This window comes from Spirillospora sp. CA-108201 (genome assembly GCF_050936235.1).
GTDB lineage: Bacteria > Actinomycetota > Actinomycetes > Streptosporangiales > Streptosporangiaceae > Spirillospora.
Map to the genome: position 1 here is coordinate 8,874,783 of NZ_JBNJNE010000001.1, position 25,959 is coordinate 8,900,741.

General features: G+C 73.9%; 26 protein-coding genes. 10 read left to right on the forward strand and 16 right to left on the reverse strand.

The genetic code is table 11. The annotated features are described in order from the left end of the window. Positions 1–19 precede the first annotated feature (19 nt). Positions 20–2,764 (reverse strand): ABC transporter substrate-binding protein, encoded by a 2,745-nt coding sequence (locus tag ACQEU6_RS42425; RefSeq protein ID WP_499339454.1) that lies wholly within the window; start codon positions 2,762–2,764, stop codon positions 20–22. Continuing rightward, positions 2,761–4,434 (reverse strand): serine/threonine protein kinase, encoded by a 1,674-nt coding sequence (locus ACQEU6_RS42430; protein WP_499339455.1) that lies wholly within the window; start codon positions 4,432–4,434, stop codon positions 2,761–2,763. The genes ACQEU6_RS42425 and ACQEU6_RS42430 overlap by 4 nt, the downstream gene beginning before the upstream one ends. 517 nt (positions 4,435–4,951) lie before the next feature. On the opposite strand from ACQEU6_RS42430, the gene ACQEU6_RS42435 reads away from it, so the two are divergent. Further along, positions 4,952–5,248 (forward strand): DUF4193 domain-containing protein, encoded by a 297-nt coding sequence (locus ACQEU6_RS42435; RefSeq protein WP_089313703.1) that lies wholly within the window; start codon positions 4,952–4,954, stop codon positions 5,246–5,248. 52 nt (positions 5,249–5,300) lie between these two features. Continuing rightward, positions 5,301–6,119: a hypothetical protein gene (locus tag ACQEU6_RS42440; RefSeq protein ID WP_499339456.1), complete on the forward strand. Its 819-nt coding sequence runs from the start codon at positions 5,301–5,303 to the stop codon at positions 6,117–6,119. A gap of 152 nt (positions 6,120–6,271) precedes the next feature. On the opposite strand, the gene ACQEU6_RS42445 is transcribed toward ACQEU6_RS42440, so the two are convergent. Continuing rightward, complete coding sequence (locus tag ACQEU6_RS42445; protein ID WP_499339457.1) at positions 6,272–6,559, reverse strand: DUF4235 domain-containing protein; 288 nt, start codon at positions 6,557–6,559, stop codon at positions 6,272–6,274. A 127-nt stretch (positions 6,560–6,686) separates the two neighbouring features. Here ACQEU6_RS42445 and valS point away from each other — a divergent pair, with 127 nt between their 5' ends. Together valS and ACQEU6_RS42455 are read left to right on the forward strand one after the other, a co-directional pair. Beyond that, complete coding sequence (valS, locus tag ACQEU6_RS42450) at positions 6,687–9,212, forward strand: valine--tRNA ligase (RefSeq protein ID WP_499339458.1); 2,526 nt, start codon at positions 6,687–6,689, stop codon at positions 9,210–9,212. A gap of 110 nt (positions 9,213–9,322) precedes the next feature. Then, on the forward strand, positions 9,323–10,210 hold the full coding sequence (locus ACQEU6_RS42455; protein WP_499339459.1) for a metal-dependent hydrolase: 888 nt from the start codon (positions 9,323–9,325) through the stop codon (positions 10,208–10,210). 46 nt (positions 10,211–10,256) lie between these two features. Here the strand turns inward: ACQEU6_RS42455 and ACQEU6_RS42460 are convergent, their stop codons facing one another. The 9 genes from ACQEU6_RS42460 to ACQEU6_RS42500 all read right to left on the reverse strand — a co-directional run bounded on the left by ACQEU6_RS42460 (position 10,257) and on the right by ACQEU6_RS42500 (position 15,729). Continuing rightward, a complete protein-coding gene (locus ACQEU6_RS42460) occupies positions 10,257–11,582 on the reverse strand; it encodes a cytochrome P450 (protein ID WP_499339461.1) in 1,326 nt (441 codons plus the stop codon). A gap of 34 nt (positions 11,583–11,616) precedes the next feature. Further along, positions 11,617–12,306 (reverse strand): YidC/Oxa1 family membrane protein insertase, encoded by a 690-nt coding sequence (locus ACQEU6_RS42465; RefSeq protein ID WP_499339462.1) that lies wholly within the window; start codon positions 12,304–12,306, stop codon positions 11,617–11,619. 48 nt (positions 12,307–12,354) lie between these two features. Next, on the reverse strand, positions 12,355–12,654 hold the full coding sequence (locus ACQEU6_RS42470) for a DUF6412 domain-containing protein (protein WP_499339463.1): 300 nt from the start codon (positions 12,652–12,654) through the stop codon (positions 12,355–12,357). Positions 12,655–12,733: 79 nt separating this feature from the next. Next, positions 12,734–13,288 carry a hypothetical protein gene (locus ACQEU6_RS42475; RefSeq protein WP_499339464.1) on the reverse strand — a complete coding sequence of 185 codons (555 nt, stop codon included), beginning with the start codon at positions 13,286–13,288 and terminating at the stop codon, positions 12,734–12,736. 18 nt (positions 13,289–13,306) lie between these two features. Then, the gene (locus ACQEU6_RS42480) at positions 13,307–13,474 is read right to left on the reverse strand and encodes a hypothetical protein (RefSeq protein ID WP_179836384.1); all 168 of its coding nucleotides are present in this window, start codon (positions 13,472–13,474) and stop codon (positions 13,307–13,309) included. Continuing rightward, positions 13,462–14,016, reverse strand: a complete 555-nt coding sequence (locus tag ACQEU6_RS42485) for a hypothetical protein (protein WP_499339465.1) — start codon at positions 14,014–14,016, stop codon at positions 13,462–13,464. Before ACQEU6_RS42485 ends, ACQEU6_RS42480 begins: the two co-directional genes overlap by 13 nt. Further along, on the reverse strand, positions 14,013–14,474 hold the full coding sequence (locus ACQEU6_RS42490) for a hypothetical protein (protein ID WP_499339466.1): 462 nt from the start codon (positions 14,472–14,474) through the stop codon (positions 14,013–14,015). Before ACQEU6_RS42490 ends, ACQEU6_RS42485 begins: the two co-directional genes overlap by 4 nt. After that, positions 14,471–15,019 carry a MauE/DoxX family redox-associated membrane protein gene (locus tag ACQEU6_RS42495; RefSeq protein WP_499339468.1) on the reverse strand — a complete coding sequence of 183 codons (549 nt, stop codon included), beginning with the start codon at positions 15,017–15,019 and terminating at the stop codon, positions 14,471–14,473. Before ACQEU6_RS42495 ends, ACQEU6_RS42490 begins: the two co-directional genes overlap by 4 nt. Next, positions 15,016–15,729 (reverse strand): hypothetical protein, encoded by a 714-nt coding sequence (locus tag ACQEU6_RS42500; RefSeq protein ID WP_499339469.1) that lies wholly within the window; start codon positions 15,727–15,729, stop codon positions 15,016–15,018. Before ACQEU6_RS42500 ends, ACQEU6_RS42495 begins: the two co-directional genes overlap by 4 nt. 231 nt (positions 15,730–15,960) lie before the next feature. Between ACQEU6_RS42500 and dut the strand changes: the two genes are divergently transcribed. Further along, positions 15,961–16,452, forward strand: a complete 492-nt coding sequence (dut, locus tag ACQEU6_RS42505; RefSeq protein WP_499339470.1) for a dUTP diphosphatase — start codon at positions 15,961–15,963, stop codon at positions 16,450–16,452. A gap of 3 nt (positions 16,453–16,455) precedes the next feature. Further along, positions 16,456–17,283, forward strand: coding sequence for a DUF3710 domain-containing protein (locus ACQEU6_RS42510; RefSeq protein WP_499339472.1), 828 nt, complete (start codon positions 16,456–16,458; stop codon positions 17,281–17,283). Positions 17,284–17,481: 198 nt separating this feature from the next. Here ACQEU6_RS42510 and ACQEU6_RS42515 read toward each other — a convergent pair whose 3' ends face one another. Both ACQEU6_RS42515 and ACQEU6_RS42520 read right to left on the reverse strand, forming a co-directional pair. Beyond that, positions 17,482–18,141 carry a PIG-L deacetylase family protein gene (locus ACQEU6_RS42515; RefSeq protein ID WP_499340528.1) on the reverse strand — a complete coding sequence of 220 codons (660 nt, stop codon included), beginning with the start codon at positions 18,139–18,141 and terminating at the stop codon, positions 17,482–17,484. A gap of 73 nt (positions 18,142–18,214) precedes the next feature. Next, entirely contained in the window at positions 18,215–19,495 is a 1,281-nt protein-coding gene (locus tag ACQEU6_RS42520) for an ArsB/NhaD family transporter (RefSeq protein WP_499339473.1), read from the reverse strand. Positions 19,496–19,724: 229 nt separating this feature from the next. Here ACQEU6_RS42520 and ACQEU6_RS42525 point away from each other — a divergent pair, with 229 nt between their 5' ends. From ACQEU6_RS42525 to ACQEU6_RS42535, 3 genes are all read left to right on the forward strand, one after another. Next, complete coding sequence (locus tag ACQEU6_RS42525; RefSeq protein WP_499339475.1) at positions 19,725–20,522, forward strand: ABC transporter ATP-binding protein; 798 nt, start codon at positions 19,725–19,727, stop codon at positions 20,520–20,522. Position 20,523: 1 nt separating this feature from the next. After that, positions 20,524–21,879: an FtsX-like permease family protein gene (locus ACQEU6_RS42530; RefSeq protein WP_499339476.1), complete on the forward strand. Its 1,356-nt coding sequence runs from the start codon at positions 20,524–20,526 to the stop codon at positions 21,877–21,879. Positions 21,880–21,949: 70 nt separating this feature from the next. Continuing rightward, positions 21,950–22,774, forward strand: a complete 825-nt coding sequence (locus tag ACQEU6_RS42535; protein ID WP_499339477.1) for a hypothetical protein — start codon at positions 21,950–21,952, stop codon at positions 22,772–22,774. A 46-nt stretch (positions 22,775–22,820) separates the two neighbouring features. Here ACQEU6_RS42535 and ACQEU6_RS42540 read toward each other — a convergent pair whose 3' ends face one another. Both ACQEU6_RS42540 and ACQEU6_RS42545 read right to left on the reverse strand, forming a co-directional pair. Further along, positions 22,821–23,759 carry a hypothetical protein gene (locus ACQEU6_RS42540; RefSeq protein WP_499339478.1) on the reverse strand — a complete coding sequence of 313 codons (939 nt, stop codon included), beginning with the start codon at positions 23,757–23,759 and terminating at the stop codon, positions 22,821–22,823. A 154-nt stretch (positions 23,760–23,913) separates the two neighbouring features. Further along, positions 23,914–25,392, reverse strand: a complete 1,479-nt coding sequence (locus ACQEU6_RS42545; RefSeq protein ID WP_499339479.1) for an MFS transporter — start codon at positions 25,390–25,392, stop codon at positions 23,914–23,916. Positions 25,393–25,532: 140 nt separating this feature from the next. Here ACQEU6_RS42545 and ACQEU6_RS42550 point away from each other — a divergent pair, with 140 nt between their 5' ends. Continuing rightward, a complete protein-coding gene (locus ACQEU6_RS42550) occupies positions 25,533–25,949 on the forward strand; it encodes an OB-fold nucleic acid binding domain-containing protein (RefSeq protein WP_499339480.1) in 417 nt (138 codons plus the stop codon). The last annotated feature ends 10 nt before the right edge of the window (positions 25,950–25,959 follow it).

Consider the following 25,959-nt stretch of genomic DNA (forward strand, 5'->3'; position numbering starts at 1 on the left):
GGGCGCGGCGGCCGCGGGGCTACTTCAGCGCCGCGGTCGCCGCGGTCGGGTCGCCGTCGTAGTCCTGCTCCAGGCGGACGTACTTGCCCGACCGGGCCATGGCGACCCGGCCGTCGTTCAGCAGCGGGATGAGGGCCATGTCGTCCAGCGCCACCTTCTCGGCCTGCCGGAACAGGCCGCCCCGGTCGGCCGGGGCCGCCGTCCTGAGCGCCCTGGAGATCGTCCCGTCGAAGGTGCCGTTCCTCCACTTGCCCAGGTTGTAGAAGCCCGTGGCGCTCGCGTCGCCGCCGCCCAGCAGGGGCCACAGCATCGTGTAGGCGCCCGGGTAGTCGGGGCCGTAGGGGAGGAACGCCAGCCCGGACGCGTCCTTGGACATGACGTCGTCGCGGTACTTCGTGAACTCGGAGACGGGATAGGACTTCATCTCGACCTCCAGGCCGAGCACCGACTTCAGCTGCGAGGCGACGACCGGGGCGAGACGCTGGTCGAGGGGGGACTGGCGGTAGTAGAGCCGGACGGCCGTGCCCGTCCCCAGCCCGGCCTGCGCGGCCAGCATCTTCGCCTTCTCGGGGTTCGTCCCGTCGCAGGACGGGCAGGTGCCGCGCCGGCCGAACCCGGGTACCGGCACCGGGACGATGCCGTACGCGGGTTTGAGGAAGCCGCCGAACGCGAGGCTGAGCTTGCTCCGGTCGAGGGCGTAGGAGACGGCCTCCCGGGCCTCCTTCGTCTTCATCGGGCCCCGCGCGGTGATCGGGACGAGCATCCGGGTGAACGGAGCGGGACGGGAGACCAGGTCGGTCCTCGGAGTCGAGGCCAGCTCCTCGGTGCCCACCGCGTACCAGTCGGTCTGCCCGGCCGCGTAGGCGCCGCGCCCCGCCGCGGAGTCGGCCGTCAGCGTCACGGTGACGCCGTCCAGCATGGTCTTGCCGAACGCCCAGCCGTCGTTGCGGACGAGCGAGACCGACGCGTCCTTGCGGTAGTCCTGCAGCTTGAACGGGCCGTTGCCGATCGGGCGGGTGTTGAACGCCGCGTCGTCGACCTTGCCCGCCCCCTCGGGGACCGGCATGAACGCCGGCTCCGACAGCCGGGCCGCGAAGTCGCAGTTGGGGGAGGTGAGCGTGACCGCGAGTTCGGTTCCCGACACCACCGAGACCCCGGACAGCTCCCCGGTCCCGCTGTCCGACACCGAGGAGTACCCCTCGATGTCGGTCATCAGGTAGGACGCGGGGCCGGTCTTGTCCGCCGCGCTGCGCGCCCAGCCGCGGGCGAAGGCGTGCGCGTCGACGGCCTCGCCGTTGGTGAAGCTCGTCCCGTACTTGAGCGAGATCGTCCACCTGCGGCATTCGGCGTCCGGCGTGATCGCCGTCGCGAGCCGGTTGCGGGCGGCGCCGTCGGCGCCGATCTCGGTGAGGCCGGTGAACAGCTGCTTGCTGAGGAACCGCTCGGTGCCGCTGAGCGCGCGGGACGGGTCGAAACCGCCGTCGGCGGCGGTCGGCGCCGGCATCGCGACGGGCAGCGTCCCCCCGACCCGCCCGCCCGTGGCCGTCGAGGTCAGGCCGCCGTCCCCGCGGAACTGGACCCAGGCCACGGCGGCGGCGAGGGTCAGCACGGCCAGCGCGGCGCCGCCCACGCCGGCGAGAACGCCGATGCGGGGCCCCTTCCCGCCTCCGGACGGCTTGGTGAAGTCGACCCCTGGCGCGGACACGGACGGCCATGTGGCGGGCGCGTCCCCGTTGGGCGGCGGGACCGGCGAGGGCCAGCCCGCGCCGGGCATGGGCGGCGGCGCGTGCGGCGGCGTGTGCGCCATGGGAGGCGCGGCGGGGAAGGGCGGCGGCGTCTGCGTCTGGAGCCGCGCGGACTCCTTGGCCGCCGTCTGGGCGCCCTGCGTGAGCATCAGGGCGTCCTGGGTGAGCGCCGGGGCGCCGCTCTGCTGGGCGCCGGGCCGCGGCAGGCTGCCCGCCAGCGCCAGCAGGTGCGCCAGGACCTGCTGGGAGGCGGGACGCAGCGCCGGGTCCTTGCTGAGGCAGTCCGCCACGATGCCGCGCAGCGGATCGGGCAGCGCGCCGAGGTCGGGCGGCAGGTTCAGGATGCGGTGCATCACCGCGGGGATCGAGTCCTGCCCGAAGGCCGGCCGCCCGCTCGCCGCGTAGACCATCGTGGCGCCCCACGCGAACACGTCCGCGGGCGGCCCGACCGGCGTCCCGGAGATCTGCTCGGGCGCCATGTAGGCGGGGGTGCCGACCGCCGTGCTGGTCAGGGTCCCGGTGGCGTCCAGCGCCCGCGCGATGCCGAAGTCGATCACCCGCGGGCCGTCCGGCGCGAGCAGCACGTTGGCGGGCTTGAAGTCGCGGTGCACGACGCCCGCCTGGTGGATCGCGGCGAGCGCCGTCATCGTGCCGATCGCGAGCCGGTCCAGGTCGGCGCCGCGCCGCGGGCCGTCCTGCGCCAGCACCCGCGACAGCGCCGGCCCGTCGATGTACTCGCTCACGATGTAGGGCCGGTCGCCCTCGACGTCGGAGTCCAGGACGCGGGCCGTGCAGAAGGCCGACACCCGCTTGGCGACCGCCACCTCGGCCGCGAACCGCGAGCGGGCCTTCGGGTCGCCGCTGAAGCGCGCGTGCAGCAGCTTCACGGCGACCCGGTGGCCCGGCTCGTCCTCCCCGAGGTAGACGGCGCCCTGCCCGCCCTCCCCGAGGAGGCCGGTCAGCCGGTACGCGCCGAGCCTCGGAGGGTCGCCCTTGCGGAGAGGGGCGACCTCGGTCATGACTTGGAGACGGTCCCGTAGGCGGTGGCCGACGTGGCGGACTGGAGCTGGCGCCACTCCCACCGCATCGAGGTGCCGCCGGAGGACGGGATGAACGTGACGTACCCGGAGGCGCACTCCTTCGGGTCCATCCCCGCCATCGGCGTCTCCCGGTACTCGACCTTCGAGCTGTTCTCGTCGCCGGACAGCAGCGACAGCCGGGTGTAGCAGTTGTCCTGGGCGCCGGACGGATAGGTGTACGTCGCGACGCCGCTGGAGTACAGCAGGGAGAACTTGACGGTGAAGGACGTGTGGCCGGACCCGGCGCCCGGCTGGTACCCGTTGCCGGTGAAGTTGCCGAGCAGCCCGCCGGTGGTGCTGGAGGTCGGCGTCTCGCTCGGCGTGTAGGTGTTCGGCGGGGTGTAGGGCGGCGTCGGCGGGTCGTCCTCGCTGTTGGCGCCGATGATGGCGAGCACCACGACGACCAGGATCACGATCAGCGCGAGCGCGCCGCACCCGATCGCGATGATCGGCCCGGCGGAGCTGGACTGCTTCGGCGGCGACCCGTACTGCGGTCCCGGCGGCATCGGCATCCGCGGCTGCGCCTGCGGCGGGGGCGGCATCGCGCCGCCCTGGTACATCGGCATGGGCGGCGGCGTGATCGGCTGCGGCGGCGGCGAGCCGGGGGCGGGGCCGTGGCCGGGCATCCCGCCCTGGTGCAGCGGCATCGGGGGCGGGGTGATCGGCTGCTGCTGCGGCTGGGGCCGCGGCGCCGGCGGCACCGGGGGCGGCGGCGGAAGCTGCGAGGCGATCCGGGTGCCCTGGTTGAGCAGGTCCTCCTGCCCGCCGCCCTGGTTCGCGGGCGCGGCGCCGACGTGGCCGAGCAGGTTCAGCAGCAGCTGCGCCGCGGGCGGGCGCAGGCCCGCGTCCTTGGACAGGCAGCGCCCGATCAGGTCGCGCAGCGGGCCCGGGGGCAGCGCCGACAGGTCGGGATCCTCGTTGAGGATCCGGTTGATGATGACCGGGAGCGTCTCGGCCTCGAACGGCGACTGCCCGGTGGCGGCGAACACCATGGTCGCCGCCCAGGCGAAGATGTCGACCGCCGGGGTGAGCGGCGCGCCGGTGAGCTGCTCGGGCGCCAGGTAGCCGGGCGTGCCGACCACCATGCCGGTCGCGGTGACGGCGCTCTCCTGCGAGTTGACCGTCCGCGCGATGCCGAAGTCGACGACGCGCGGGCCGTCGGAGGCCAGCATGACGTTGTTCGGCTTGAAGTCGCGGTGCACGATGCCGGCCTCGTGGATGGCCGCGAGCGCGGTCACCGTGCCGATCGCGAGCCGCTCCAGCTCCGCCGCGCTGCGCGGTCCGTCGTGGGCGACCACGTCGTGCAGGGACGGACCGTCGATGAACTCGCTGACGACGTAGGGCTGGTCGCCCTGGACGTCGGCCTCCAGGACGCGGGCCGTGCAGAAGGGCTCGACCTTCTGCGCGGCCGCGACCTCACGTGTGAACCGGGCACGCGCGGCCGGATCGTTCGCCATCTGCGCGTGCAGAAGCTTGACGGCGACGTACCCGCCGTTCGGCGCCTTGCCCAAGAAGACGGCGCCCTGGCCCCCGGCGCCCAACCGTCCGATGACCTCGTACCGTCCGAGTGCCCTAGGATCGCCCGGCTCCAGCGGAGCGGCATCCGGCATCTGACCCTCCAGTGACCCGCAGTGATGTCCGCGACATTGTGCGCCGGACCCGCTCGCGGGGCCCCGTGCCGGCGATCGCCGGGCTGATCCCCGCAAGGGGATCCGCCCCCAACCTCAGGCGGGCACGATATCGCGTTAGTTCAGACGTTTCACCGATGTATACGGTTCGGTGTTCCGCCTGCCGGATCGGGCCATCGCGCCGCGCCGCGCCGTCCGCCGGGCGGTCGGTGCGCACAACGCCTCCGGGACCGATATGATCCCCGCCGCCGCGGGAACCCCGGCAGGCGCCACGGCCCCCGGAACGGGGTGGTATCACTTGCCGGGTATGTGATGGAAGACACAGTACGAGGGAAGAGTCGGGTGATGGGTGTCACTCGTGGGAACGGTCGCGCCTCGTGTGTCGCAGGTCACCAACCGTGACAGAATTTCCCGCCCGGATCGGGCACAAGAACGGTCCCCCGAGCGTTAGATCCGCGCGACGGGGCGCATAAAGCACTGAGGGGGATGGAGATAGAAGATGGCGACCGACTACGACAGCCCACGCAAGACAGATGACGACCTGAGCGAGGACAGCCTCCAGGAGCTCCAGGCGCGGCGCGCCGACAAGGCCGCCAGCATCATCGACGAGGACCTGGACGCCGGCGAGGTCGCCGAGCTGCCGGGCGCCGACCTGTCGAACGAGGAGCTCACCTTCCGGGTGGTGCCGCGACAGGCCGACGAGTTCACCTGCACGCGCTGCTTCCTGGTCCACCACCGCAGCCAGCTGGCCACCGAGAAGAACGGCCGGCCGGTCTGCCGCGAGTGCGCCGCCTGACCGGCGGCGGCCGCGAGGTGACCGGACGAGGGCGCGTGACGGGAGAGGCCGGGTGACGGGAGAGAGCGAACCGCGTCACGGCGAGGTGGAGCCGGCGCACGGCGACGGCTCCGCGGAGCTGGGCGAGCTGATCGGCCGGCTCGCCTCCGACGAGGACATGGACCGCGAGACCCGCGGCCGCCTGCTCGGGCGACTGGCCAGGCTGCTCGGCCAGAGCGCCCGCCGGGTGGGGGCCGCGGGGGTCGCGCGCGGCAGGTGGCTCGCCGACCTGCTGCTCGCCGCCGCGCCGCACATCCCGATCCGCGATCTGGAGACCCTCCAGGCCCACCACCACGGGCTGATGGGCGAGGAGCTCGCCGACCGGATCGTCAAGGCGGCGGGCAACGCCACGACCGCCGTCGGCGCCGCGGGAGGCGCGCTGGCCGCGGTGGAGTTCGCCGCTCCGCCGCTGCTGCTGACGGCGCCCGCCCAGCTCGCCGCCGAGACGCTCGTCGTCGCGGCCATCGAGGTGAAGATGATCGCCGAGCTGCACGAGGTGTACGGCGTCAGCGTCCAGGGCAGCGGCACCGCGCGCGGGGCCGCGTTCGTGACGTCCTGGGCCCGGCAGCGCGGCATCAACCCCCTGGAGGGCGGCACCCTCACCAGCGCGCTCGGGACCGCCGCCAAGAGCGCCCTGCGCAGGCGCATGCTCCGCGTCTTCGGCCGGAGCATGTCCACCATGGGCCCCCTGCTCACCGGCGCCGCGGCCGGCGCCGCCCTCAACCGCTCCGCGACCAAGGGGCTGGCCCTGAAGGTCCGGAGCGACCTGCGGGAGATCGCCGGCTCGCTGCCCCCGCTCCCCGGCGACCAGCCCCGCCGTCTGGACCCGTAGCGGGCCGCCCACCCCCCGGCGGCACACACGAGTGGTCGGACCGCTTCCCCCGGCTCCATCGCGAGCGCGCCGTGGCCGGTCCCTTCGATCATCGAAGGGACCGGCCACGACGCGTTCACCGCCGACCGGGGGCCGGCCCCCGGCGGGACGTCTCAGACGTCGGCCTTGAGGCTCTGCGGGAGCTGGCCGGTGCCCTTGGCCCACTGGTGGGCGGCGGCGCGGGTGGCGAGCAGCCGCGCGACCTCCATGCCGACGCCCATCACCACGGCCCACCCGATCGCCTCGGCCAGCGCCACGTCGGGGGACTCGGGGTTGGTCGGGGGCTCCTTGCCGGTGCTCTTCTTCCAGGCCAGCGTGATGACTTTCTTCGCGACGAAGCCGCCCGCGAATGCGGCCGCGCCGGCCATCACCCGCCAGCCGATGTCGCCCTTGTCCGCCATGTTGGTCCCTTCTCGTCCTGTCGTCTCCGACGCTACCGGAACGGCCCGGCCCCGGCGGGGAAGGTGATCGCCGCGTCGGCGCCGGCAATCGGCCTGCGGCCCGGGCCGATGTCAATACCATTGGCCCATGACAGAGCAGCCGCGTACCCCGCACGTCCCTCCGAAGCCCTCCCTGGACGGCCTGGAGGACAGATGGGCGCGCGTCTGGGAGGACGAGGGAGTCCACCGCTTCGACCGCACCCGGCCGCGCGCCGAGGTCTACTCGATCGACACCCCGCCGCCCACCGTGAGCGGTTCGCTTCACGTCGGCCACGTCTTCTCCTACACCCACACCGACACCGTCGCCCGGTACCACCGCATGCGCGGTAGGGCGGTCTTCTACCCGATGGGCTGGGACGATAACGGCCTTCCGACCGAGCGCCGCGTCCAGAACCACTTCGGCGTCCGGTGCGATCCGTCCCTGCCGTACGACCCGGACTTCGAGCCCCCGGCCAAGCCCGACCCGAAGCGCCAGCAGCCGGTCTCGCGGCGCAACTTCATCGAGCTGTGCGAGCGCCTCACCGAGGTCGACGAGAAGGCCTTCGAGGAGATGTGGCGGCGCGTCGGCCTGTCGGTCGACTGGAGCCACCTCTACACCACGATCGGCGACACCGCCCGGACGGCGTCCCAGCGCGCGTTCCTGCGCAACCTGGCCCGCGGCGAGGCGTACGTCTCCGAGGCGCCGACGCTGTGGGACGTCACGTTCCGCACCGCCGTCGCGCAGGCCGAGCTGGAGGACCGCGAGCAGCCCGGAGCGTTCCACCGCATCCGGTTCCACGGCGACCAGCGCCCGGTCTACATCGAGACGACGCGGCCGGAGCTGCTGCCCGCCTGCGTCGCGCTGGTCGCGCACCCCGACGACGAGCGGTACCGGGAGCTGTTCGGGACGACCGTGCGCACGCCGCTGTTCGGCGTGGACGTCCCGGTCGTCGCGCACCGGCTGGCCGATCCCGGCAAGGGCTCGGGCATCGCGATGATCTGCACGTTCGGCGACGTCACGGACGTCATCTGGTGGCGCGAGCTGGACCTGCCGACCCGCGCGATCATCGGCTGGGACGGGCGGCTCGCCGCCGACCCGCCGCCGGGCGTCCCCGCGGGGCCGTACGGCGAGCTGGCGGGCAGGACGGTGTTCTCGGCCAAGGAGCGCGTGGTCGAGATGCTGCGCGAGTCCGGCGACCTGGACGGCGAGCCCCGCAAGATCAGCCGGCCGGTGAAGTTCTACGAGAAGGGCAACAGGCCCCTGGAGATCGTCACGACCCGGCAGTGGTACATCCGCAACGGCGGCCGCGACGAGGGCGTCCGCGCGGAGCTGCTCGCGCGCGGGCGGGAGCTCGGGTGGCATCCCGGCTACATGCGGGCCCGCTACGAGAACTGGGTCGAGGGCCTGAACGGCGACTGGCTGATCTCGCGGCAGCGGTTCTTCGGCGTGCCGATCCCCGTGTGGTACCGGCTGGACGACTCCGGCGAGCCGGTGTACACCGAGCCGATCGTGCCGTCCGAGGACGCGCTGCCGGTCGACCCGTCGTCCGACGTCCCGCCGGGCTTCACCGAGGACCAGCGCGGCCGGCCGGGCGGCTTCGCCGGCGACCCGGACGTGATGGACACCTGGGCGACCTCGTCGCTGACCCCGCAGATCGCGGGCGGCTGGGAGCGCGACGCCGACCTGTTCGCCCGGGTCTTCCCCTACGACCTGCGGCCGCAGGCGCACGACATCATCCGGACGTGGCTGTTCTCCACGGTCGTCCGCTCGCACCTGGAGCACGGCTCGCTGCCGTGGAAGGGCGCCGCCCTGTCCGGGTGGATCCTCGACCCGGACCGCAAGAAGATGTCGAAGTCCAAGGGGAACGTCGTCACGCCGATCGACCTGCTGCGCGAGTACGGCTCCGACGCCGTCCGGTACTGGGCGGCCGGCGGGCGCCCCGGCACCGACACCGCGTTCGACACCGGCCAGATCAAGGTCGGCCGCCGCCTCGCCATCAAGATCCTCAACGCGTCGAAGTTCGTGCTGGGGCTGGGAGATGCGGCCCCGGACGCCCCGGTCACCGAACCGCTCGACAAGGCGATGCTGGCCGCGCTGGCCGGGGTCGTCGAGGAGGCGACGGAGGCGTTCGAGGGCTACGACTACGCGCGCGCTCTGGAGCGCACGGAGCGGTTCTTCTGGGAGTTCTGCGACGACTACCTGGAGCTGGTCAAGGCCCGCGCCTACGGGGACGGCCCGCAGGCGGTGTCCGCGCGTGCGGCGCTGCGCGCCGCGCTGTCGGTGATGCTGCGGCTGTTCGCGCCCGTCCTGCCGTTCGTGACCGAGGAGGTCTGGTCGTGGTGGCGGCACGGGTCGGTGCACACGGCCTCGTGGCCGTCCGCCGCCGAGCTGCCGGCGGGCGGCGACCCGGCCGTCCTCGCGGCCACGGGCGAGGCGCTCCGGCAGGTCCGCAAGGCCAAGTCGGAGGCCAGGGCGTCGATGCGCGCCGACGTGTCCCGCGCGGTCGTGCGCGGCTCGCAGGTGGCGCGGATCGCGCGGCCCGACCTGGCCGCGGCGGGGCGGATCGCCGACCTCACCCTGGAGGCCGCCCCCGCCGCGCTCACCGTCGACGTCGTCCTGGCCCCCGCGACGTAGATCACCCCGGCCGGGCCTTGACGCGGGTCCGGCGCTCTCCACATATTGGATCGGCGGTCTAATTAGGCGCCGCCGCGGGACGCGCGCGGTCCGGCGCGGGAGGAGACGGGATGAGCGAGATCGACGAGCGGCACCCCGTGATCGCCCCGCGCCGGGTGCGGTTCGACTGGGCGGGCACCGCGCTGCACTGGATCCCGGACGAGCCGGTCGCCACGCACTTCATCAACGTCCTGCACCTGCTGCTGCCCGCGGGCGAGCGGTGGTTCGTGCACGTCTACAAGGAGGCGCTCCCGCTCGTCCAGGACGACGAGCGCCTGCACCGCGAGGTCAAGGGCTTCATGGGCCAGGAGGCCGTGCACGCCTACTCCCACCAGGGCGTCCTGGACCGGCAGATGCGGGAGCAGGGCCTCGACCCGCGCCCGCTCACCGACCGGATCGAGTGGGTGTTCCGGCGGATCCTCGGCGACCGGTGCTGGATCCCGTTCCTGCCCCGCAAGCGCTGGCTGTTCGTGCGGATCGGCGTCATCGCGGGCATCGAGCACTACACGGCGGTGCTCGGGCAGTGGATCCTGGACGCCCGCGAGCTGGACGAGGCCGGCGCCGACCCGACGATGATGGACCTGCTGCGCTGGCACGGCGCCGAGGAGGTCGAGCACCGGTCCGTAGCGTTCGACGTCTACCAGCACGTGGCCGGGCGGTACTGGATGCGGTTCATCGCGTTCTTCATCGGCGTCCTCGCGCTGCCGCTGATGGTGTACGCCGGGGCCGTGTTCTTGTGCCGGGCCGACCCGACGCTGAAGGGCGTCCGCCCGCGGATCCGCGACTACCGGCGGGCGGTGCGGCGCGGGCTGTTCCCCAGCAACCGTTTCATGATCTCCGCCGGCCGCGCGTACCTGCGGCGCGACTACCACCCGTCCCGCGAGTGCTCCACGCAGCGGGCGCTCGACTACCTCGCGGTGTCGCCCGCCGCGCGGGCCGCCGGGCGCCCGGCGGCCTGAACGGCGCCGCTCGCAGGGCCGCTCGCGGGGCCGCTCGGGGGCCCGCTCACAGCGTGCAGGGCAGGTGCTTCACGCCGTTGATGAAGTTGGAGTAGAGCATCTGCGGCTCGCCGCTCGCCCGGATGCCCGGGACGCGGGTGAACAGCTCCCGGAACATCACCGTGATCTCCTGCCGGGCCAGGTTCGCGCCCAGGCAGAAGTGCGGGCCGGGGCCGCCGAACCCGACGTGCGGGTTGGGGGAGCGGGTGATGTCGAAGACGTCCGGGTCGGTGAACACCTCCGCGTCGCGGTTCGCGGAGTTGTAGAACAGCAGGACCTTGTCGCCCGCCCGGTACCGCTGGCCGTTCATCTCGTGGTCGCGGGTCACGGTCCGGCGGAACTGGATGACCGGCGTCGCCATCCGGACGATCTCCTCGACCGCCCCCGGGGCGCGGGCGTCGAAGTCCTCCATCAGCAGCGCCCGCTGCTCGGGGTTGTCGGTGAACAGCTTCAGCCCGTGCGTCATCGCGTTGCGGGTCGTCTCGTTGCCGGCCACCACGAGCAGGATGAAGAACGAGCCGATCTCCTGGTCGGTCAGCGACTCGCCGTCCACGTTGGCCGAGACCAGCCGCGACACCAGGTCGTCGCCGGGGTGCCGGCGGCGCCTGCGGGCGAGCTTCATCGCCAGGTGGTTCAGCTCGTACCCCGCGGACATCGCCATGAGCAGCCCGTACAGGACGCCGATCCGGGTGACGCCCTCGCGGGTCACGTCCTTGCCGCCGGTGTACTCGGGGTCGCCGAGCCCGAGGATGGTGTTCGTCCGGTCGTACACCATCGGCCGCACCCGCTCGGGGATGCCCATCATGTCGCAGATGACCTGCACGGGCAGCCGCGCGGCGACGTCGGTGACGAAGTCGGCCGACCCCTTGCGCTCCAGGTCGTCGACGATCCGCGTCGCGGTCGCCTGCAGGTCGGTCTCCAGCTTGGCGAGGACGCGCGGGGTGAACGCCCGCGACACGATACGGCGGATCTTGGCGTGCCGCGGGTCGTCCATGTTGATCATCGAGCCGAAGTAGCGGGCCATGTACCGGGGCAGGTCGGCGATGCTGTTCGAGCACGGCTCGCTGCTGAACACGTCCGGCGTCCGGCTGGCCTCCACGACGTCCGCGTGCCGGGTGAGCGCGTAGTAGCCGGGCCCGGTCCGGATGAACGGCAGCTTGAGTTCGGGGAAGAACTCCGGATGATCGCGTTCGCGCAGCCGCGCGAACGCGGCCAGCCGCCGGTCCGGGGGAAGCGACCAGAAGGCCAGATCGGACAGGTTGTCCTCGGTCGCCCGCGCCGTCGTCGTCACCGCACACCGCCCTCGAAAGTCAGAACGCCGTTCGGTTGCCATCGAACCGAGCCTTCCGGACATCCGTCAAGCCCGATCAGGCGGCCGCCGCGGCCCGGCGGTGCAGGACGGCCCGCTCCGCGGCCGTCCACGCCCCGGACGTGAGCAGGTACAGCCCCGCCGCCAGGGGCACGAACGCGGCCGCGACGACAGTCCCGAACGGCATCAGCCGCGCGACGGCGCCCATCGGCCCCGCGGCGGTGACCCGCCGCGACGTCACCACGGCGACGGCCGCGAGCAGCGCGAACAGGCCGAGGAAGACGAGGGAGGGCGGCGAGAGCAGGCCCCCGCCGAGGACGCCGATCCAGTTCTGCCCGAGCGGCGCCGCGAGCAGGGTGTGCGCGAGCAGCAGGTTCTGGTGCCCGGCGACCGTCGCGGACATGAACAGGCGGTACATGACCATGAAGAACGGGATCTGCGCGGCCATGGGCAGGCACCCGGCCACCGGCGTGGCGCCCTCCGCCTCGTACAGCGCGGCCATCTCCCGCCGAAGCCGCTCCGGATTCCTCGCGTGCTTCTTCTGCAGCGCCTGGACCCGGGGCATGAGCCGGGCCCGCGCCCGCTCGCCCTTCGCGGCCGAGACCGCCAGCGGGACGAGCGCCAGCCGGACCCCGGCGGTGAACAGGACGATCGCCAGCGCGGTGGCCAGGCCGCCGGCCACCGGGTCCAGGGCGTCCGCGAGGCCGCCGACGAGGGCGGCGGCGATGGAGACGGGAACGTCGAACATGAAAAGGAACCTTCCGGAACGAGGGGATCGATGGCGTTCCGGCCGCGCTCAGGCGGCCGCGATCCCCGTTCCGGGCGCTCGCGGGCGGGGCCGTCCCGCCGCGTCCGGGTCGCGCTGCGGGAGGAAGGCGGTGCGCAGCGTCCGCTCACGCAAGGTCGTCCGCACCCGCGCCCGAGCCGCTCCCCGGCCCCGCCGCGCCGCGCCGACCCGCGCCGCCGCGAGCACCAGGAGCCCGGCGACGGTCAACGCGCCCAGCGTGACCAGCACGGACTGCCCGGGGGCGGACCCGGCCCATTCGGCCACGGCGAACCCCCGCAACAGCGCGGAGATCAGCACTGACCAGAGCACGAGGGGCCCTTTCCGGTGGGCGACGGCGAGACGCGATCAGTCTGCCATGGCGGCGCGATGATGATCGACCTTCCTCCGGTCACAGCAGCAGGAGGGCGAGGGCCGAGAGGGAGGCGAGGGCCGCGGCGGTCTTCACGGGCGGCATGCGGGCGGCCAGCGCGGCGTCCCGCCGACCGTCGCGGGCCAGGTAGGTGAGGAGGGCGCTCAGCGCTCGCCCGGCGCCGAAGGCCGTGCCGGCCAGGACGGTGGTGAGCGGGTCCTCGTGGGCCAGGAGCAGGCCCAGGGCCAGGACATAGGGAGCCGTTGCGGAAACGTAGGTGCGGACGCCGGTTCCGAGTTCGAAGCCGAACTGGAGGGCGCCCTTGCGGAGGTGGGCCTGCAGCACGTCCTGGGGGATCTGCCGGGCGTTCTGGGGGAGCGGGACGCGGATCAGCCCGGCCTCGCGCGCGGCTCCGAGCCCGGCGACGGCGAGGACCGCGGCGGCGCGGACGGACGGGGGGATCGGCGCGGAGAGGCCGGACAGCAGCCAGATCACCGTCGCGGTGAGCGTGCCCCCGAGCAGGAGCCCGAGGGTGAAGACGGCCAGGACCTCGCCCTGCCGTACGGGAGCCCGCCAACCTGGCGAGAACAGCACGGATTCGCTGTTGCGCGTTCAGACGCTGCCCGACAGGGAGAACCCGGCGAGCGCGCCGATCGACGCCCAGCACAGGACGGCGGCGTCCAGGGCGGCGGCCGACACCGCGAGGAGCGCCAGGGCGGCGACGGGCAGGAGCGGGTCGGTCGTGCCCCGCCGCAGCCGCCCCGCGGTCAGTTCTTGCACGCCATCGCCTTGCGGCAGATGGTCTTGTACCAGTTGCCCTTCTTGGATTTCTTCCACCCGTCGTGGCAGCGCCAGGTGACGCCCTTCTTGCAACTGCCGCAGCTCTTGGCGTAGGCCCAGAGCCAGCCGTCGTAGCCGCCGCCGTAACACTGGTTGGGACGCAGCTTGTAGCGGCCCGGGTCCGACACGCCGGACTTGTGGAAGCCCTTGTACTTCCCGCTCGTTCGGCAGCACACGCTGCACACCAGGCTGGGACCGCAGCCGGGGGAGCAGTTGTGGTTGGCCGCGTACGAGGGGCAGCGCGGATAGATGTCGTAGTAGCCGACCAGCTGGAAGCCCGACGCGAGCGCCTCCCGCGCGGGCGGGAAGACGCCGAGGGCCTTCAGCCCGGCGGTGGCGCCCGCGGCGGCGAGCCCGGTGAGCACGCTGCGCCGCACCGGGCGCAGCCGGGGCTCGTCCGGGGGCACGGGGCGCCGCCGGACGCGCTGCGCTCCGGCCGGGCGGGGGCCGCGCAGCGGCGGGACGTCCTCCAGTTCGATCATCGTGCCGCCTCCAGGGTGAGGGCGCGGAGGGCTTCGGGGGAGCCGACGGGCTCGGCGGCCCGGACGCGGCCGTCGTCGCCGACCAGGACGGCGAACGGGGTCGCGGGGATGCGGTAGTCGGCGAACAGGCCGTCCTGCTCGCCGGCCAGCACGGTCACGCCGGGGCGGGCGGCCTCGCCGGGCGGCGGCCCCGCGAAGACCGCGTGCAGCGGCCGCCCGTCCGGGACGGCGGCGAGGACGTCGGCGCACACGCCGCACTCGCGGTCCAGGAAGAGCAGCAGGCCGGGCCCGAGCCGGTCGAAGGCGGGCGCGGGCGCGCCCGCCGCGAGGCCGGGCCCGGCGGGCCGCGAGGCGCCCTGGCCGAGCGCGTGGACCTGCCGGACCAGCCCGGCGACCACCAGCGCGAGCAGCAGGATCGCCACCCATGACAGCAGGAGCGCGCTGTTCTGGAAGCTCATCCGGCCGTCCTCCTCTCCTCGGTCAGGGCGTGGGGGGTGGTCATGGCGTGCGGGAGCGTCCAGAGGAGCACGGCGAATCCCAGCCCCGCCGCGACCTCCACGGACGTCTCGTACAGGGCGGGCCCGGCCGGAAGCCCGAGCAGCGCGCCGGTGAGGGCGAGCGCGCAGAGCGCGGCGGCCCGGCCCGCGACCCAGCCGGTCATCGGCGTGCCGGCGCCGCCGCATCCGCAGGGCACGCCGCGCCGGGTGCGGGCGACGTGCGCCGCGTAGGCCGCGTAGAGGGCCAGCAGGACGGCCGCGGCCCCGCTCGCCGCGCGCATCGGACCGTCCAGCCGGAGCAGCAGCGCCACCGCCCCGGCGGCGCCGATCAGCGCCTCCGCGGCGACCACGGCCGCCGCGGCCGCGCCGGCGAGGGCGGCCGGGAGCACCCGGTGCGCCCGGACCGCGGCGGCCAGCGCCGCCGGGCGCCGGGCCTGCCCGGCCGCCGAGGCCAGCAGGACGAGCGGGACGGCGACGGCGGCGATCCCGGCGAGCGGCCCGGTCACCGGACCGCCTCGACCGCCAGCCCCGCGAGCCGCCGCGGGACGTCGCGGACCCGGTCCTCCTCGGGCAGCACGGTCACCAGCAGCGACGTCAGCGCCAGCAGGAAGTAGGGGCCCTGGCCCTCCACGGTGTCCCGGAACAGCTCGCCGCCCGCGACCGCGGCGCCGCGCCACGGCGGGAGCCGCCTGCGGGTCACCGTGGTCAGCGCGGCGATCTCCAGGAGGCCGATCCCCGGCACCTCCTTGACCATCTCGGCGGGCTCGGGGCGCCGCGCCCGGCCGCGCGGGACGGCGGTGACCCCGTCCTCGTGCTCGGTCAGCCGGACCGTGTCGAAGAAGGCCACCGCGTCCGCCGGGCGCCCGTGGTAGAGGTGCGTGAACACCGCGTGGCGGCGTCCCTCCCACACGGCCGCGAGGACGGGGTCGCTCAGGCCCGTCTCCGCGTCGCGGGTCGCCGTCCCGCCGACCCGCAGCCGCCCGCCCTGGACGCGGAACTCCTGCTCGAAGCGGTCGACGCCGATGTCGGCGGCCCAGGCCAGCGCGTCCTCGCGGGTGCCGCTGGAGATCTCGTGGAGCCGCCCGCCCTCGGCGATCCGCGCCACCGAGGTGCACGGCCGCCGCAGGTCGTGGTCTCCGGCGAGCCGGACCCGCACCCCGTCCAGCGACCGGTGGGTGACGCCGTGCCCGCGTGTGTGCCGGCTCCGTGTGCCCATGCCGTCCCCTTTCTGCGGGGACGCGCCCCCCAGAAGCGCCGTGGGTAACAATTGCGACGCTACGCCCGATACGTCACTTCAGGGGCAAACCTTCCGGAAGTGGTCACGCCCGGGAGCGGGTAGGGTCAACTGCCGGACTCGCGCGGCAGCGGCGTTTCAGCGGCGGCCGTCAGCTGCGCCCTGGGTAGGGTCGTGAGGTTCTCCGGCAGGCGAGCGCGTGAGGTGGAGCCCGTGAGCAAGGTCGATGTGCTGATCCAGCGGCTGGATCCGGAGCTGCCCCTGCCGCAGTACGCCCACGCGGGCGACGCGGGCGCCGATCTGGTCGCCGCCGCCGACGTGGAACTGCCGCCGGGGGAGCGCGCCGTCGTCCCCACCGGGATGGCGATCGCCCTGCCGGACGGCTACGCGGCGTTCATTCACCCGCGGTCCGGATTGGGCGCTAAGTTGGGGGTGACCATCATCAACGCACCCGGTACGGTCGACGCCGGCTATCGGGGTGAGATCAAGGTGACCCTGCTGAACACCGACCCCCGCGCCACGGTGAGACTGCGGCGCGGAGACCGCATCGCGCAGATGGTCGTCCAGCGGGTCGAGCACGCGGTGTTCCACGAGGTCACCGAGCTTCCCGGATCGGCGCGCGGAACCGGCGGGTTCGGCTCCACCGGCGGATTCGGTCCGGCCCCGCGATCCGGGGACAATGAGCACAGTCGAGAAGGAGCGTGAGTCGTGGCTTTTGGACGTCGCCGGCAGGCCGAGGAGCCCGCGGAGGGTCCCGAGGTGACCGAGGAGCCGGCGGAGACCGCCGAGGAGGCTCCCGCCGAGGCGGGGTCGGCCAAGGCAGAGTCGGCGGAGGGCGGCCCGTGGGACTCCGAGGAGTCCTACCCCGAGCTGCAGCGGCTCGATTTCGGCGCCCTCCAGGTTCCGGTCGCGCCGGGACTGGGCTTCCAGGTGAACTTCGAGGCGACCCAGGTCGACGAGGAGGGCAACCCGCTCGACGGGCGCCCTGTCGCCGTGCTGGTGCAGTACGAGGAGAGCGCCATGCAGCTCCAGGTGTTCGCCGCGCCGAAGCGCAGCGGCATCTGGGACGACGTGCGCCGTGAGACCGCCAAGGACATCCAGGAGGAGGCGCAGGGCCAGACCCAGGAGGGCGAGGGGCCGTTCGGCTCCGAGCTGCTGGCGATGGTCCCCGCGGCGCTGACCGAGGAGGTCCTCGCCGAGATGGCGCCGGAGGTCCGCGAGCAGATCCCGGCGGAGTTCGTCGAGCAGGGCTGGGCGCCGCAGATCATCCGTTTCCTCGGTGTGGACGGCCCCCGCTGGTTCCTCCAGGCCGTGGTGCAGGGCGCCGCGATCGAGGACGAGGAGCAGTGGCAGGTCCTGGAGGACGTGCTGCGCGGCGTGGTCGTGCACCGCGGCGACGCCCCGATGCCGCCCCGCGAGCTGCTGGAGCTGCAGATCCCCCAGGAGTTCAGCGAGGCCGGCGAGGACGGGCAGGAGGAGGCCGTGGAGACCTTCGACCCGTTCGAGCGCGGCCCGGAGATCACCGAGGTCCGCTGACCGCACGAGCCGCGAACCCGCCCGCCCGCACGCTTTTCGGACGTGCGCCCGGGCGGGTTCGCGGCGTCTGCGCCAGGCCGAACCCTTGCCTTGGACCGGCCCGAGGGCGGTCAATCGGGGCATGTCCAAGAAGACGCGCAAACGCCGGGCCCGCAAGCGGGGCAAGCACAACAAGGGCAAGCGGCCCAACGCCCGCCACTAACTCCCGATCATCTCGAACGTCATCGCGTGCTCGACGCCCGCCTGCTTCCCTCCCGCCTCGGCGGTCCCGGTGAGGAACGCCTCGGCGTCGAACCCGGCGCCGAGTTCGGCGAAGTACACGCGGTGCGCGAGCAGCGAGTCGATGCCGGCCCGCAGATGGCCCGTGACGTCCACGTAGTGGGTGGCCTGCGGCGATCCGCCGAACAGCGCGAAACGCACGCCCTGCCACGGTTCGAGGCCGAGGTCGCGGAACACCCAGCGGTTCGCCGCGTCCCGGACCGCGTCCGCGACCGCGAGGCCGAGCACCCGGTGGTCGGCCATGTTGAAGCCGCCGCCGGGGAAGGTCTCGCGGAAGTTCACCGACAGCACCACCTCGGGCCGGTGCCGCCGGATCGCCGCGGCGAGCGTCCGCCGCAGCGGCAGGCCGTACTCCAGCGTGCCGTCCGGCAGGTCGAGGAACTCGACCTCGCGGACGCCGACGATCCGCGCCGCCTCGACCTGCTCGGCGCTGCGGATCCGCCGCACCTCGCCGGGGTCCGTCGAGTCGATGCCCGCCTCCCCGCGGGTGGCGAGCACCTCCGTCACGGTCTTGCCCTGGCCCGTCCACTTGGCGACCGCCGTCGACGTCCCGTACTCCAGGTCGTCGGGGTGCGCCACGATCGCGAGCGCGCGTTCCCAGTCCTCAGGCACCTCGTCCATCCCCCCATCCTCCCGGACGCGGGGGCGATCGTCACAGGTAGCGGAGCCAGAGGTACGGGGTCGCCAGCGCGATCGTCACGAGGGTGACGACGGCGCCGTGGCGGGTGAAGCGCCAGAAGCCGATGGGCGTGCCGTTGCGGGCGGCCAGCCCCAGCACGACCACGTTGGCGCTGGCCCCGATGGCGGTGGCGTTGCCGCCGAGGTCGGCGCCGAGGGCGAGGGCCCACCACAGCACGTGCCCCTGCTCGCCGGGGTGCTGCTGGGCGAGGTCGGACACGATCGGGCTCATCGTCGCGACGTAGGGGATGTTGTCCACGATCGCCGACAGCCCGGCGGACGCCCACAGCAGCAGCGTCGCGGCGGCGCCGGGTCGTCCGCCGGTGGCGTCCGCAGCGGCCTTGGAGATCTCTCCGATGACGCCGGTCTCGACGAGCCCGCCGACCATGACGAAGAGTCCGGCGAAGAACACCAGCGTGGGCCACTCGACCTCGCTCAGGGCCTCCTCGGTGGTCACCCTGGTCGCGGCGACGAGCAGCCCGGCGCCGAGCAGCGCCACCACGGACGGCTCGTAGTGCAGGACGGGGTGCAGCACGAACGCCGCGATCACGAGCGCGAGGACGGCGAGCCCCTGGGCGAGCAGGCGGCGGTCGGTGATGGCCTCCCGCTCCCGCAGCCGCATGACCTCGGCGGCGAGGTCCGGGTCGTAGCGGAACGCCGAGCGGAACATCCACCGGCACAGCAGGGAGAACACGATCACCAGCACCACGACCAGCGGGGCAAGGTGGACCAGGAAGTCGTTGAACGACAGCCCGCCGCGGCTGGCGATGATGATGTTGGGCGGGTCGCCGACGAGGGTCGCGGTGCCGCCGATGTTGGACGCCATGACCTCGGCGATGAGGTACGGCTCGGGCGGGAGGGCGAGCCGCTCGCAGACGAGGAACGTGACGGGCGCGACCAGCAGGACGGTGGTGACGTTGTCCAGCAGCGCGGACGCACCCGCCGTGAGCACGACCAGCATCACCATGAGCCGGTAGGGACGTCCCCGCGCGCGTTTGGCGGCCCAGATCGCCACGTACTCGAACACGCCCGTCCGGCGCAGCACCGAGACGATCACCATCATGCCGAGCAGCAGGAAGACGACGTTCCAGTCGATCCCGGACTCGGAGGAGAAGAACGCGCCCCGGGCGTCGCTGACGTGCAGCAGGAGCATCAGGCCCGCGCCGCCGAGCGCCGCCGCCGTCCGGTGCACCCTCTCCGACGCGATCAGCGCGTACGCGCAGACGAAGATGACGATCGCGGCGGTGGCCTGCACGGAGCCTCCTGGACGGCAGGGGGATGACGGGACCTGCCGACCAGACTTCCCGGCGCACCTCGGGCGACTCTAGCCGTACCGGCCCGCTCTGGGGGATACCGGGCCCGGCGAGGGTGGGGTTTTGCCTACCCCGATCGGAGTGCTGGACCCATCCTCCGCGGCCCCGCGCGTCCGTAGCTTCGTGTTCCGGAGGCGCTCCGCGAGGGGGCGCCGGGCGGAGGTGAGGACGATGTTCGGACGCAGGGGACCGGAGCCGGAGCGCCGGGCGCCGGGTGAGGCGCTCCGGCTGGAGGACGTGCGCCGGATCTACGGCCCCGAGGGCAACCGGGTCGTCGCGCTGGACGGGGTGTCGCTGTCGCTGCCGACGGGGTCGTTCACCGCGGTCATGGGCCCGTCCGGGTCCGGCAAGAGCACGCTGCTCCAGTGCGCGGCGGGCCTGGACCGCCCCACCGGGGGCCGCGTCTTCGTCGACGGCGCGGAACTGACGGGCGACGGCGAGGCCGAGCTGACGAAGTTCCGGCGGGAGCGGATCGGTTTCGTCTTCCAGCAGTTCAACCTGCTGCCGACGCTGTCGGTCATGCAGAACACGGTGCTTCCGCTCAAGCTCGCCGGCCGCAGGGTGGACGGGAACCAGGCGCGGGCCGTCCTGGAGAGGGTGGGCCTCGGCGAGCGGCTCGGGCACCTGCCCGCGGAGCTGTCCGGCGGGCAGCAGCAGCGGGTGGCGATCGCGCGGGCGCTGCTCACCCGGCCGCGGGTGCTGTTCGCGGACGAGCCGACCGGCGCGCTCGACACCCGGAGCGCCCGCGACGTGCTCGGCCTGCTGCGCGAGTCGGTGGGGGCGTTCGGGCAGACGGTGGTGATGGTGACCCACGACCCGGTCGCCGCGTCCTTCGCCGACGCCGTGCTGTACCTGGCCGACGGGCGGATCGTCGGCCACCAGCCCGCGCCGACCGCCGAGGCCGTCGCGGAGCGGATGACGCGCCTGGCCGACGAGGTCGAGCGCCAGCGCGTCACGGCGGTGGCGTGAGATGTTCGCACTGGCGATCGGTTCCCTGCGCAGGCGCGCGGGCGCGTTCACGGCGAGTTTCCTCGCGCTGTTCCTCGGCTCGACGATCATCATGGCGTTCGCCTCGATGCTGGACACCGCCGCGGCGGGCGGCGCGACGGGGGAGGCCCGGGACACGCTGGTCATCATGGCGAACGTCGTCGGCGGCTGGGGGCTGCTGCTGGTGGTGTTCGCCGTCAGCTCGACCCTGACCCTGTCGGTGCGGCAGCGCGCGTCGGAGATCGCGTTGCTCAAGAGCGTCGGAGCGACCCCGGCGCAGCTCGCCCGGATGATCGTCGGCGAGGCGGCCGGGCTGGCGGTGGCCGCGGCGCTGCTCGCCGTCGTCCCCGGGATGCTGGCCGGCCGGGGCGTGCTCGGCCTGCTGCACGGCACGGGCCAGGTGCCCGCCGGGATCGGCCACCACTTCGGCCCGGTCGCGCTGTCGATGGGGTTCGGGATCACGACCGTGTCCGCGACCGCCGCCGCGCTGATCACCGCCCGCCGCGCCACCCGCGCCGGGGTCGCCGACTCGATGCGGTCCGCGGCGGTGGACGCCGGGAGGACGAGCAGGAAGCGCATCGTCTTCGCGGTGCTGTTCCTGCTGCTGGCCCTGAACGAGGCGGTCATCACCATCACGCTGATGGACGGCAAGGGCAGCGACGTGATGGCGACGTCCGGGCAGGCCGACATCCTCGCCGCGATCGGGCTGGCGCTGCTGGCTCCGGCGATCATGCGGTGGACGACGTCCCTGCTGTCCCGGCCGCTGCGGGCGTTCGGCGCGGCCGGCGACCTGGCGGCCGCCACCATGCGCCGCCGGACGGGCGCGCTGGCGTCCGCGGTCGCCCCGGTGGTGCTGTTCGTCGGCACCGCCGTCGGGACGCTCTACCTCCAGGCCACCGAGAACGAGGCGATGGAGGCCGCCGGGGTCGCGAAGACGGCCGAGCAGAAGAGCATCGAGACGCTCAACTTCGTCGTCATCGGCATGGTGGTGCTGTTCACGGCGATCATGCTGGTCAACACGCTGGTCGCGGCGACCGCGCACCGGCGCCGCGAGTTCGGGCAGACCCGGCTCGCCGGCGCGACCCCGCGCCAGGTGCTCGCCGCGGCGGCGCTGGAGGCGGCGGTGCTGACGGTCACCGGCGTGGCCGGCGGGACGGTCGCCTCGGTCTTCACGATCGTGCCCTTCGGACTGGCCCGCCGCGACTCCGCCGTCCCCGGCGGGGACGCGTGGACCTACCTCGCGGTCGTCGCCCTCGCCGCCGCCCTGACCGGCGCCACGACCTGGGCCGCCACCCGCCGCGCGATCCGCGTCCCCGCCGTGGAGGCCGCCCTGCGCTGACCGCCCGGCTTGTCTTCGGGTGGATGCTCGCCCATACTGGGTGAGCACCCACTCATTTCAGGGAGCGGACATGGCGGGATCAGTGCGGGCCACGCGCGGCGGGTTCCCGGTGGCGGCCGCCGTCCAGGGCCTCGGGGCGTTCTGGACGCGCGGCCGCCGGGTCGAGCGCGCCGCCTACGCCGCCGGCGCGGCGCTCATCGCCTCGGGGCTGCTGCACCTGGTGGTGTTCGCGGTGGACGGCGGCCCGTGGACGGGACCGGTGTCGTGGCGCAAGCCCGTCACCTTCGGGCTCTCCTTCGGCCTGACGCTGCTCACGATCGGGTGGGCGAGCACGTTCGTGCGGCTGGGCGACCGCGCGCGGACCGCGATCCTCGGGGTGTTCGCGGCCGACTGCGTCGCCGAGGTCGCCCTCATCACCCTCCAGGCGTGGCGCAGGGTGCCGTCCCACTTCAACGAGGAGACGGCGTTCGACACGGCCGTCACCCGGATGCTCGCGGCGGGCGGCGGCGTCCTGGTCGTCACGCTGGTCGCGCTCGCGGCCGCCTCCTTCCGGCGGAACGAGGGGACCGCGCCGAGCATGCGGCTGGCCGTCCGCTCCGGCTTCGCCGCGCTGATGCTCGCGCTGGCCTCCGGGGCGGCGATGATCGCCCGCGGCGTCGTGACGGTGCGGGCGGGCGACCAGCAGGCCGCCTACCACGTCGTCGCCGCGCTGAAGCCCGCGCACTTCGTGACCATGCACGCGATCCTCGTCCTGCCGCTGCTGGCCTGGCTGCTCGCGTTCACCGCCCTGCCCGAGGCCCGCCGCGTCCGGGCCGTCGCGCTCGCCTCCGGCGCCTACTGGGCGGTGGCGGCGCTGGTCATCGCGGTCTCCGCCGTCCGCTTCGCGACCGCCTGAGCCGTCCGCCGGCGCGGTGACCCGCCCTCGCCGCTCTCGGGCGGGCTCACGGGGCCGTGCGTTCCAGACCGGACGGCGGGCCGTCCAGGACCTCGCCGCCGAGGGCCTCCCGGAGCGCGGCGGCCGTCGCCTCGGCGCGCGTCCCGTGCACGGCGGTGTGGACGAGGGCGCCGAGCGCGGGGTGCTCGACGATGTGAAGGGCCGTCTCCTCGTCCATGGTCGTGTAGACGGCCTCCTTCCAGCCCGAGCCGTCGGCGTCCCTGCCGACGACGGCGATGTTCCAGTCCTCCCTGTAGCACCAGAAGGCGGGATTCTCGGCGTCATCGGTGGCGAGGCGGAGCCAGACGACCGGGCGCGGGACGGCCCGGTCCGGGATCCCCGCCCGGACCGTGACCCAGTCCTCATCGCCCTCCACCGGCCGCGCGGGGGCGAGGACGCCCGTCGGCTTCTCCCGGGGCGCCTCCCGCATCACCAGCGGCGGATGGACGAGTTCACCCGCGACCGTCCGCGCGTACTCGGCCGCCTCCCGGACGTCGTCATCGCCGTGGGCGAGAGCGCGCCGGAGCAGGTCCGCGGTCTCCGGGTCGGGCTCGGCGCCGCCCGCGGCCATCATCATCGCGACGAGCGTCCAGGGCGCCTCGGTGAGCGACTCCTCCAGTTGCGCGCGCAGCGTCTGCTCCGTCCAGACCTGGACGTGTTCGCCGACGACCGCCCGGATCGCGACGGCCTCGTCCGCCGTCTCCGACCGGACGAACACGGCCTTCGCCCCGACCTCGTCGGCCGCCACCTCCATCAGAAGGTTGCGGCCCGCCGCGTCGGCGTACACCTCCGCGAGGGTCTCACCGCCGAAACCGCCGCTTCCGTAGTACTCGAACGTCCGGTCCGTCGCGTCGGCGAGCGCGCTCAGGAGCGCGTCGTCGACCCCGTCCTGGTACCGGATCACCAGCGCGCACCGGTACGGGCCGGCGTCAACAGGAGCGATCATCCGGGTACGGTACCGGCGATCATGATCATCTGTCCGGCGGGCGCCGTCATCCCGATCAACGGGTTCCGGCGGGAGGGCGCACCCCCACCGCTGACGCGGACGCCCGGCGCGCCGTCCGAAACGGACGGCGCGCCGGGCTTGGAACCGGGCGGGGTCAGTGCGCGCGGGCGCGGCGGGGGAGCAGGAAGGCGACGAGGAACGCGGCGGCGGTGAGCCCGGCGGTCAGGGCGGTGACCTGCTCGGCGGCCTCCAGCGCGGCCGGCGCGGCGAACCGCCCGGCCACCGGGGCGCCGATCGCCCCGAAGAACACCGTGCCGAGGACCGCGACGCCGAGCGACGCGCCGAGCTGCTGCACCGACTCCAGCGCGGCCGAGCCGGAGCCCACCTCGTGGTCGGCGATGCCCGCGACGATCACGTCGAACAGCGGGACGAAGATCATGCCCATGCCGGCGCCGAACAGCAGCAGCGGCGCGGCCAGGTGCCAGCCGCCGACGCCCGTCCCGGCCGCCTCGAACACCGCGTACAGCGCGGCCAGTCCGGCGATCATGAGCATCAGCCCGAGGTGCAGGATCCGGCGGCCCAGCCGGGTCATCGTCATGCCGCTGAACGCCGACCCGGCGAACGCCCCGACCGCCCAGGACGACATCGCCAGGCTCGCGGCCAGCGGCGTGTAGCCGAGGCCCAGCTGGAGGAACAGGCCGGTGGCGAGGGAGAACCCGGCGATCGCGCCGAAGAACACGACGACGAACAGGACCCCGGAGGAGTAGGCGCGGTTGGCGAACACGCTCAGCCTGACCAGCGGCGTCCGTCCCCGGCCGGCGCGGCGCAGCTGGTGCAGGGCGAACAAGGCGAGGACGGGGACCGAGCCGGCGAGCAGCGCGAGCGACCAGGCGGGCCAGCCCAGCTCGCGGCCCTGGACGAGGGGGTGGACCAGCATGCTCATGCCGAGGCCGCCGAGCAGCATCCCGGAGACGTCCAGGCCGCCCGAGCGGTCGGCGGCAGCCGGGGCGGGCAGCGCCCGGGCGCCCACGACCAGCGCGTAGGCGCCGACCGGCACGTTCACCAGGAAGATCGCGCGCCAGCCGGTACCGAACGCGTCGGCGTCGATCAGCAGGCCGGCGACCACCGGGCCGAGGATCGTGGCCAGCCCGATCACGGGCCCGAACAGGGCGAACGCCTTGCCCGTGTCCGCGCCGAACAGGTCGCGGATCAGCCCGAAGCCCTGCGGGATCATCACCGCGGCGCACAGGCCCTGCGCGACCCGGGCGGCGATCAGGCTCTCCGGCGACCAGGCGAACGCGCACGCCACCGACATCGCCGTGAACGCGGCCGCGCCCGCCAGCAGGACGGGCCGCCGCCCGAACATGTCGCCGAGCCGCCCGCCGGTCAGCAGCGCCACCGCGAGGGCGAGCGTGTAGCCGGCGGCCGTCCACTGCAGCGCGGAGAACGATCCGCCGAGGTCCGCGCGGATCGCGGGCGCGGCCACGTTCACCACGGTGGAGTCGAGCAGGTTCAGCAGGGTGGCGGCCAGGATCGCCGACAGGCCGAGCCAGCGGCGCGGGGCGGGGGCGGCGGCCGCGTCGCCGGGGCGCGTCCCGGCCGCGGGGACCGGGGTTTCGAGGGTGGCGGTCATGATCCGTCCTTCCATCACGGAGCGGAATGCTCTGTTCCGATAGTACCAGAACGGAATGCTTCATTCCACGCTGTGGCCGACTTGGTTCCGCCGGTGGGCAAGGGGTCCGCTTCGTCCGGGGATGCCATACGCTTCGAGGTATGGACGAGGTTTCGGCCGGCACGCCCCGGGGGGCGGAGCCCCGCGAGCGAGGCAAGGGCGGGCTGCGGCGCTTCCTGCGGCGCATGGCGTCCACCAAGGCCGAGCTGGAGGCCGAGGAGCTGCAGAAGACCACCGGCGACGAGGGCGCGACGCCGATCACCGACTGCGCCGCGCGCAAGCGGCACTGCGTGGCGGGTACGCTACGTACCGTGACACTCCGTCCCCGGGGCGGCGCCCCCGCCCTGGAGGCCGAGCTCTACGACGGCACCGACGTGATCAACCTGGTCTGGCTCGGCCGCCGCAGGATCGCCGGGATCGACCCCGGCCGCCGGCTGCGCGCCGAGGGCCTGGTGAGCGAGCAGGACGGGCGCAAGGTCATGTTCAATCCGCGATACGAGTTGCGCGGCGGCGTGTGAGGCCGCGGCG

Excerpts from the sequence above, each read along its gene's own strand:
- ACQEU6_RS42425 (WP_499339454.1), bottom strand. The coding sequence starts at position 2,764 with ATGACCGAGGTCGCCCCTCTCCGCAAGGGCGACCCTCCGAGGCTCGGC.
- ACQEU6_RS42430 (WP_499339455.1), bottom strand. The coding sequence starts at position 4,434 with ATGCCGGATGCCGCTCCGCTGGAGCCGGGCGATCCTAGGGCACTCGGA.
- ACQEU6_RS42435 (WP_089313703.1), top strand. The coding sequence starts at position 4,952 with ATGGCGACCGACTACGACAGCCCACGCAAGACAGATGACGACCTGAGC.
- ACQEU6_RS42445 (WP_499339457.1), bottom strand. The coding sequence starts at position 6,559 with ATGGCGGACAAGGGCGACATCGGCTGGCGGGTGATGGCCGGCGCGGCC.
- valS (WP_499339458.1), top strand. The coding sequence starts at position 6,687 with ATGACAGAGCAGCCGCGTACCCCGCACGTCCCTCCGAAGCCCTCCCTG.
- ACQEU6_RS42455 (WP_499339459.1), top strand. The coding sequence starts at position 9,323 with ATGAGCGAGATCGACGAGCGGCACCCCGTGATCGCCCCGCGCCGGGTG.
- ACQEU6_RS42460 (WP_499339461.1), bottom strand. The coding sequence starts at position 11,582 with ATGGCAACCGAACGGCGTTCTGACTTTCGAGGGCGGTGTGCGGTGACG.
- ACQEU6_RS42465 (WP_499339462.1), bottom strand. The coding sequence starts at position 12,306 with ATGTTCGACGTTCCCGTCTCCATCGCCGCCGCCCTCGTCGGCGGCCTC.
- ACQEU6_RS42485 (WP_499339465.1), bottom strand. The coding sequence starts at position 14,016 with ATGATCGAACTGGAGGACGTCCCGCCGCTGCGCGGCCCCCGCCCGGCC.
- ACQEU6_RS42490 (WP_499339466.1), bottom strand. The coding sequence starts at position 14,474 with ATGAGCTTCCAGAACAGCGCGCTCCTGCTGTCATGGGTGGCGATCCTG.
- ACQEU6_RS42500 (WP_499339469.1), bottom strand. The coding sequence starts at position 15,729 with ATGGGCACACGGAGCCGGCACACACGCGGGCACGGCGTCACCCACCGG.
- ACQEU6_RS42525 (WP_499339475.1), top strand. The coding sequence starts at position 19,725 with ATGTTCGGACGCAGGGGACCGGAGCCGGAGCGCCGGGCGCCGGGTGAG.
- ACQEU6_RS42530 (WP_499339476.1), top strand. The coding sequence starts at position 20,524 with ATGTTCGCACTGGCGATCGGTTCCCTGCGCAGGCGCGCGGGCGCGTTC.
- ACQEU6_RS42535 (WP_499339477.1), top strand. The coding sequence starts at position 21,950 with ATGGCGGGATCAGTGCGGGCCACGCGCGGCGGGTTCCCGGTGGCGGCC.
- ACQEU6_RS42540 (WP_499339478.1), bottom strand. The coding sequence starts at position 23,759 with ATGATCGCTCCTGTTGACGCCGGCCCGTACCGGTGCGCGCTGGTGATC.
- ACQEU6_RS42545 (WP_499339479.1), bottom strand. The coding sequence starts at position 25,392 with ATGACCGCCACCCTCGAAACCCCGGTCCCCGCGGCCGGGACGCGCCCC.
- ACQEU6_RS42550 (WP_499339480.1), top strand. The coding sequence starts at position 25,533 with ATGGACGAGGTTTCGGCCGGCACGCCCCGGGGGGCGGAGCCCCGCGAG.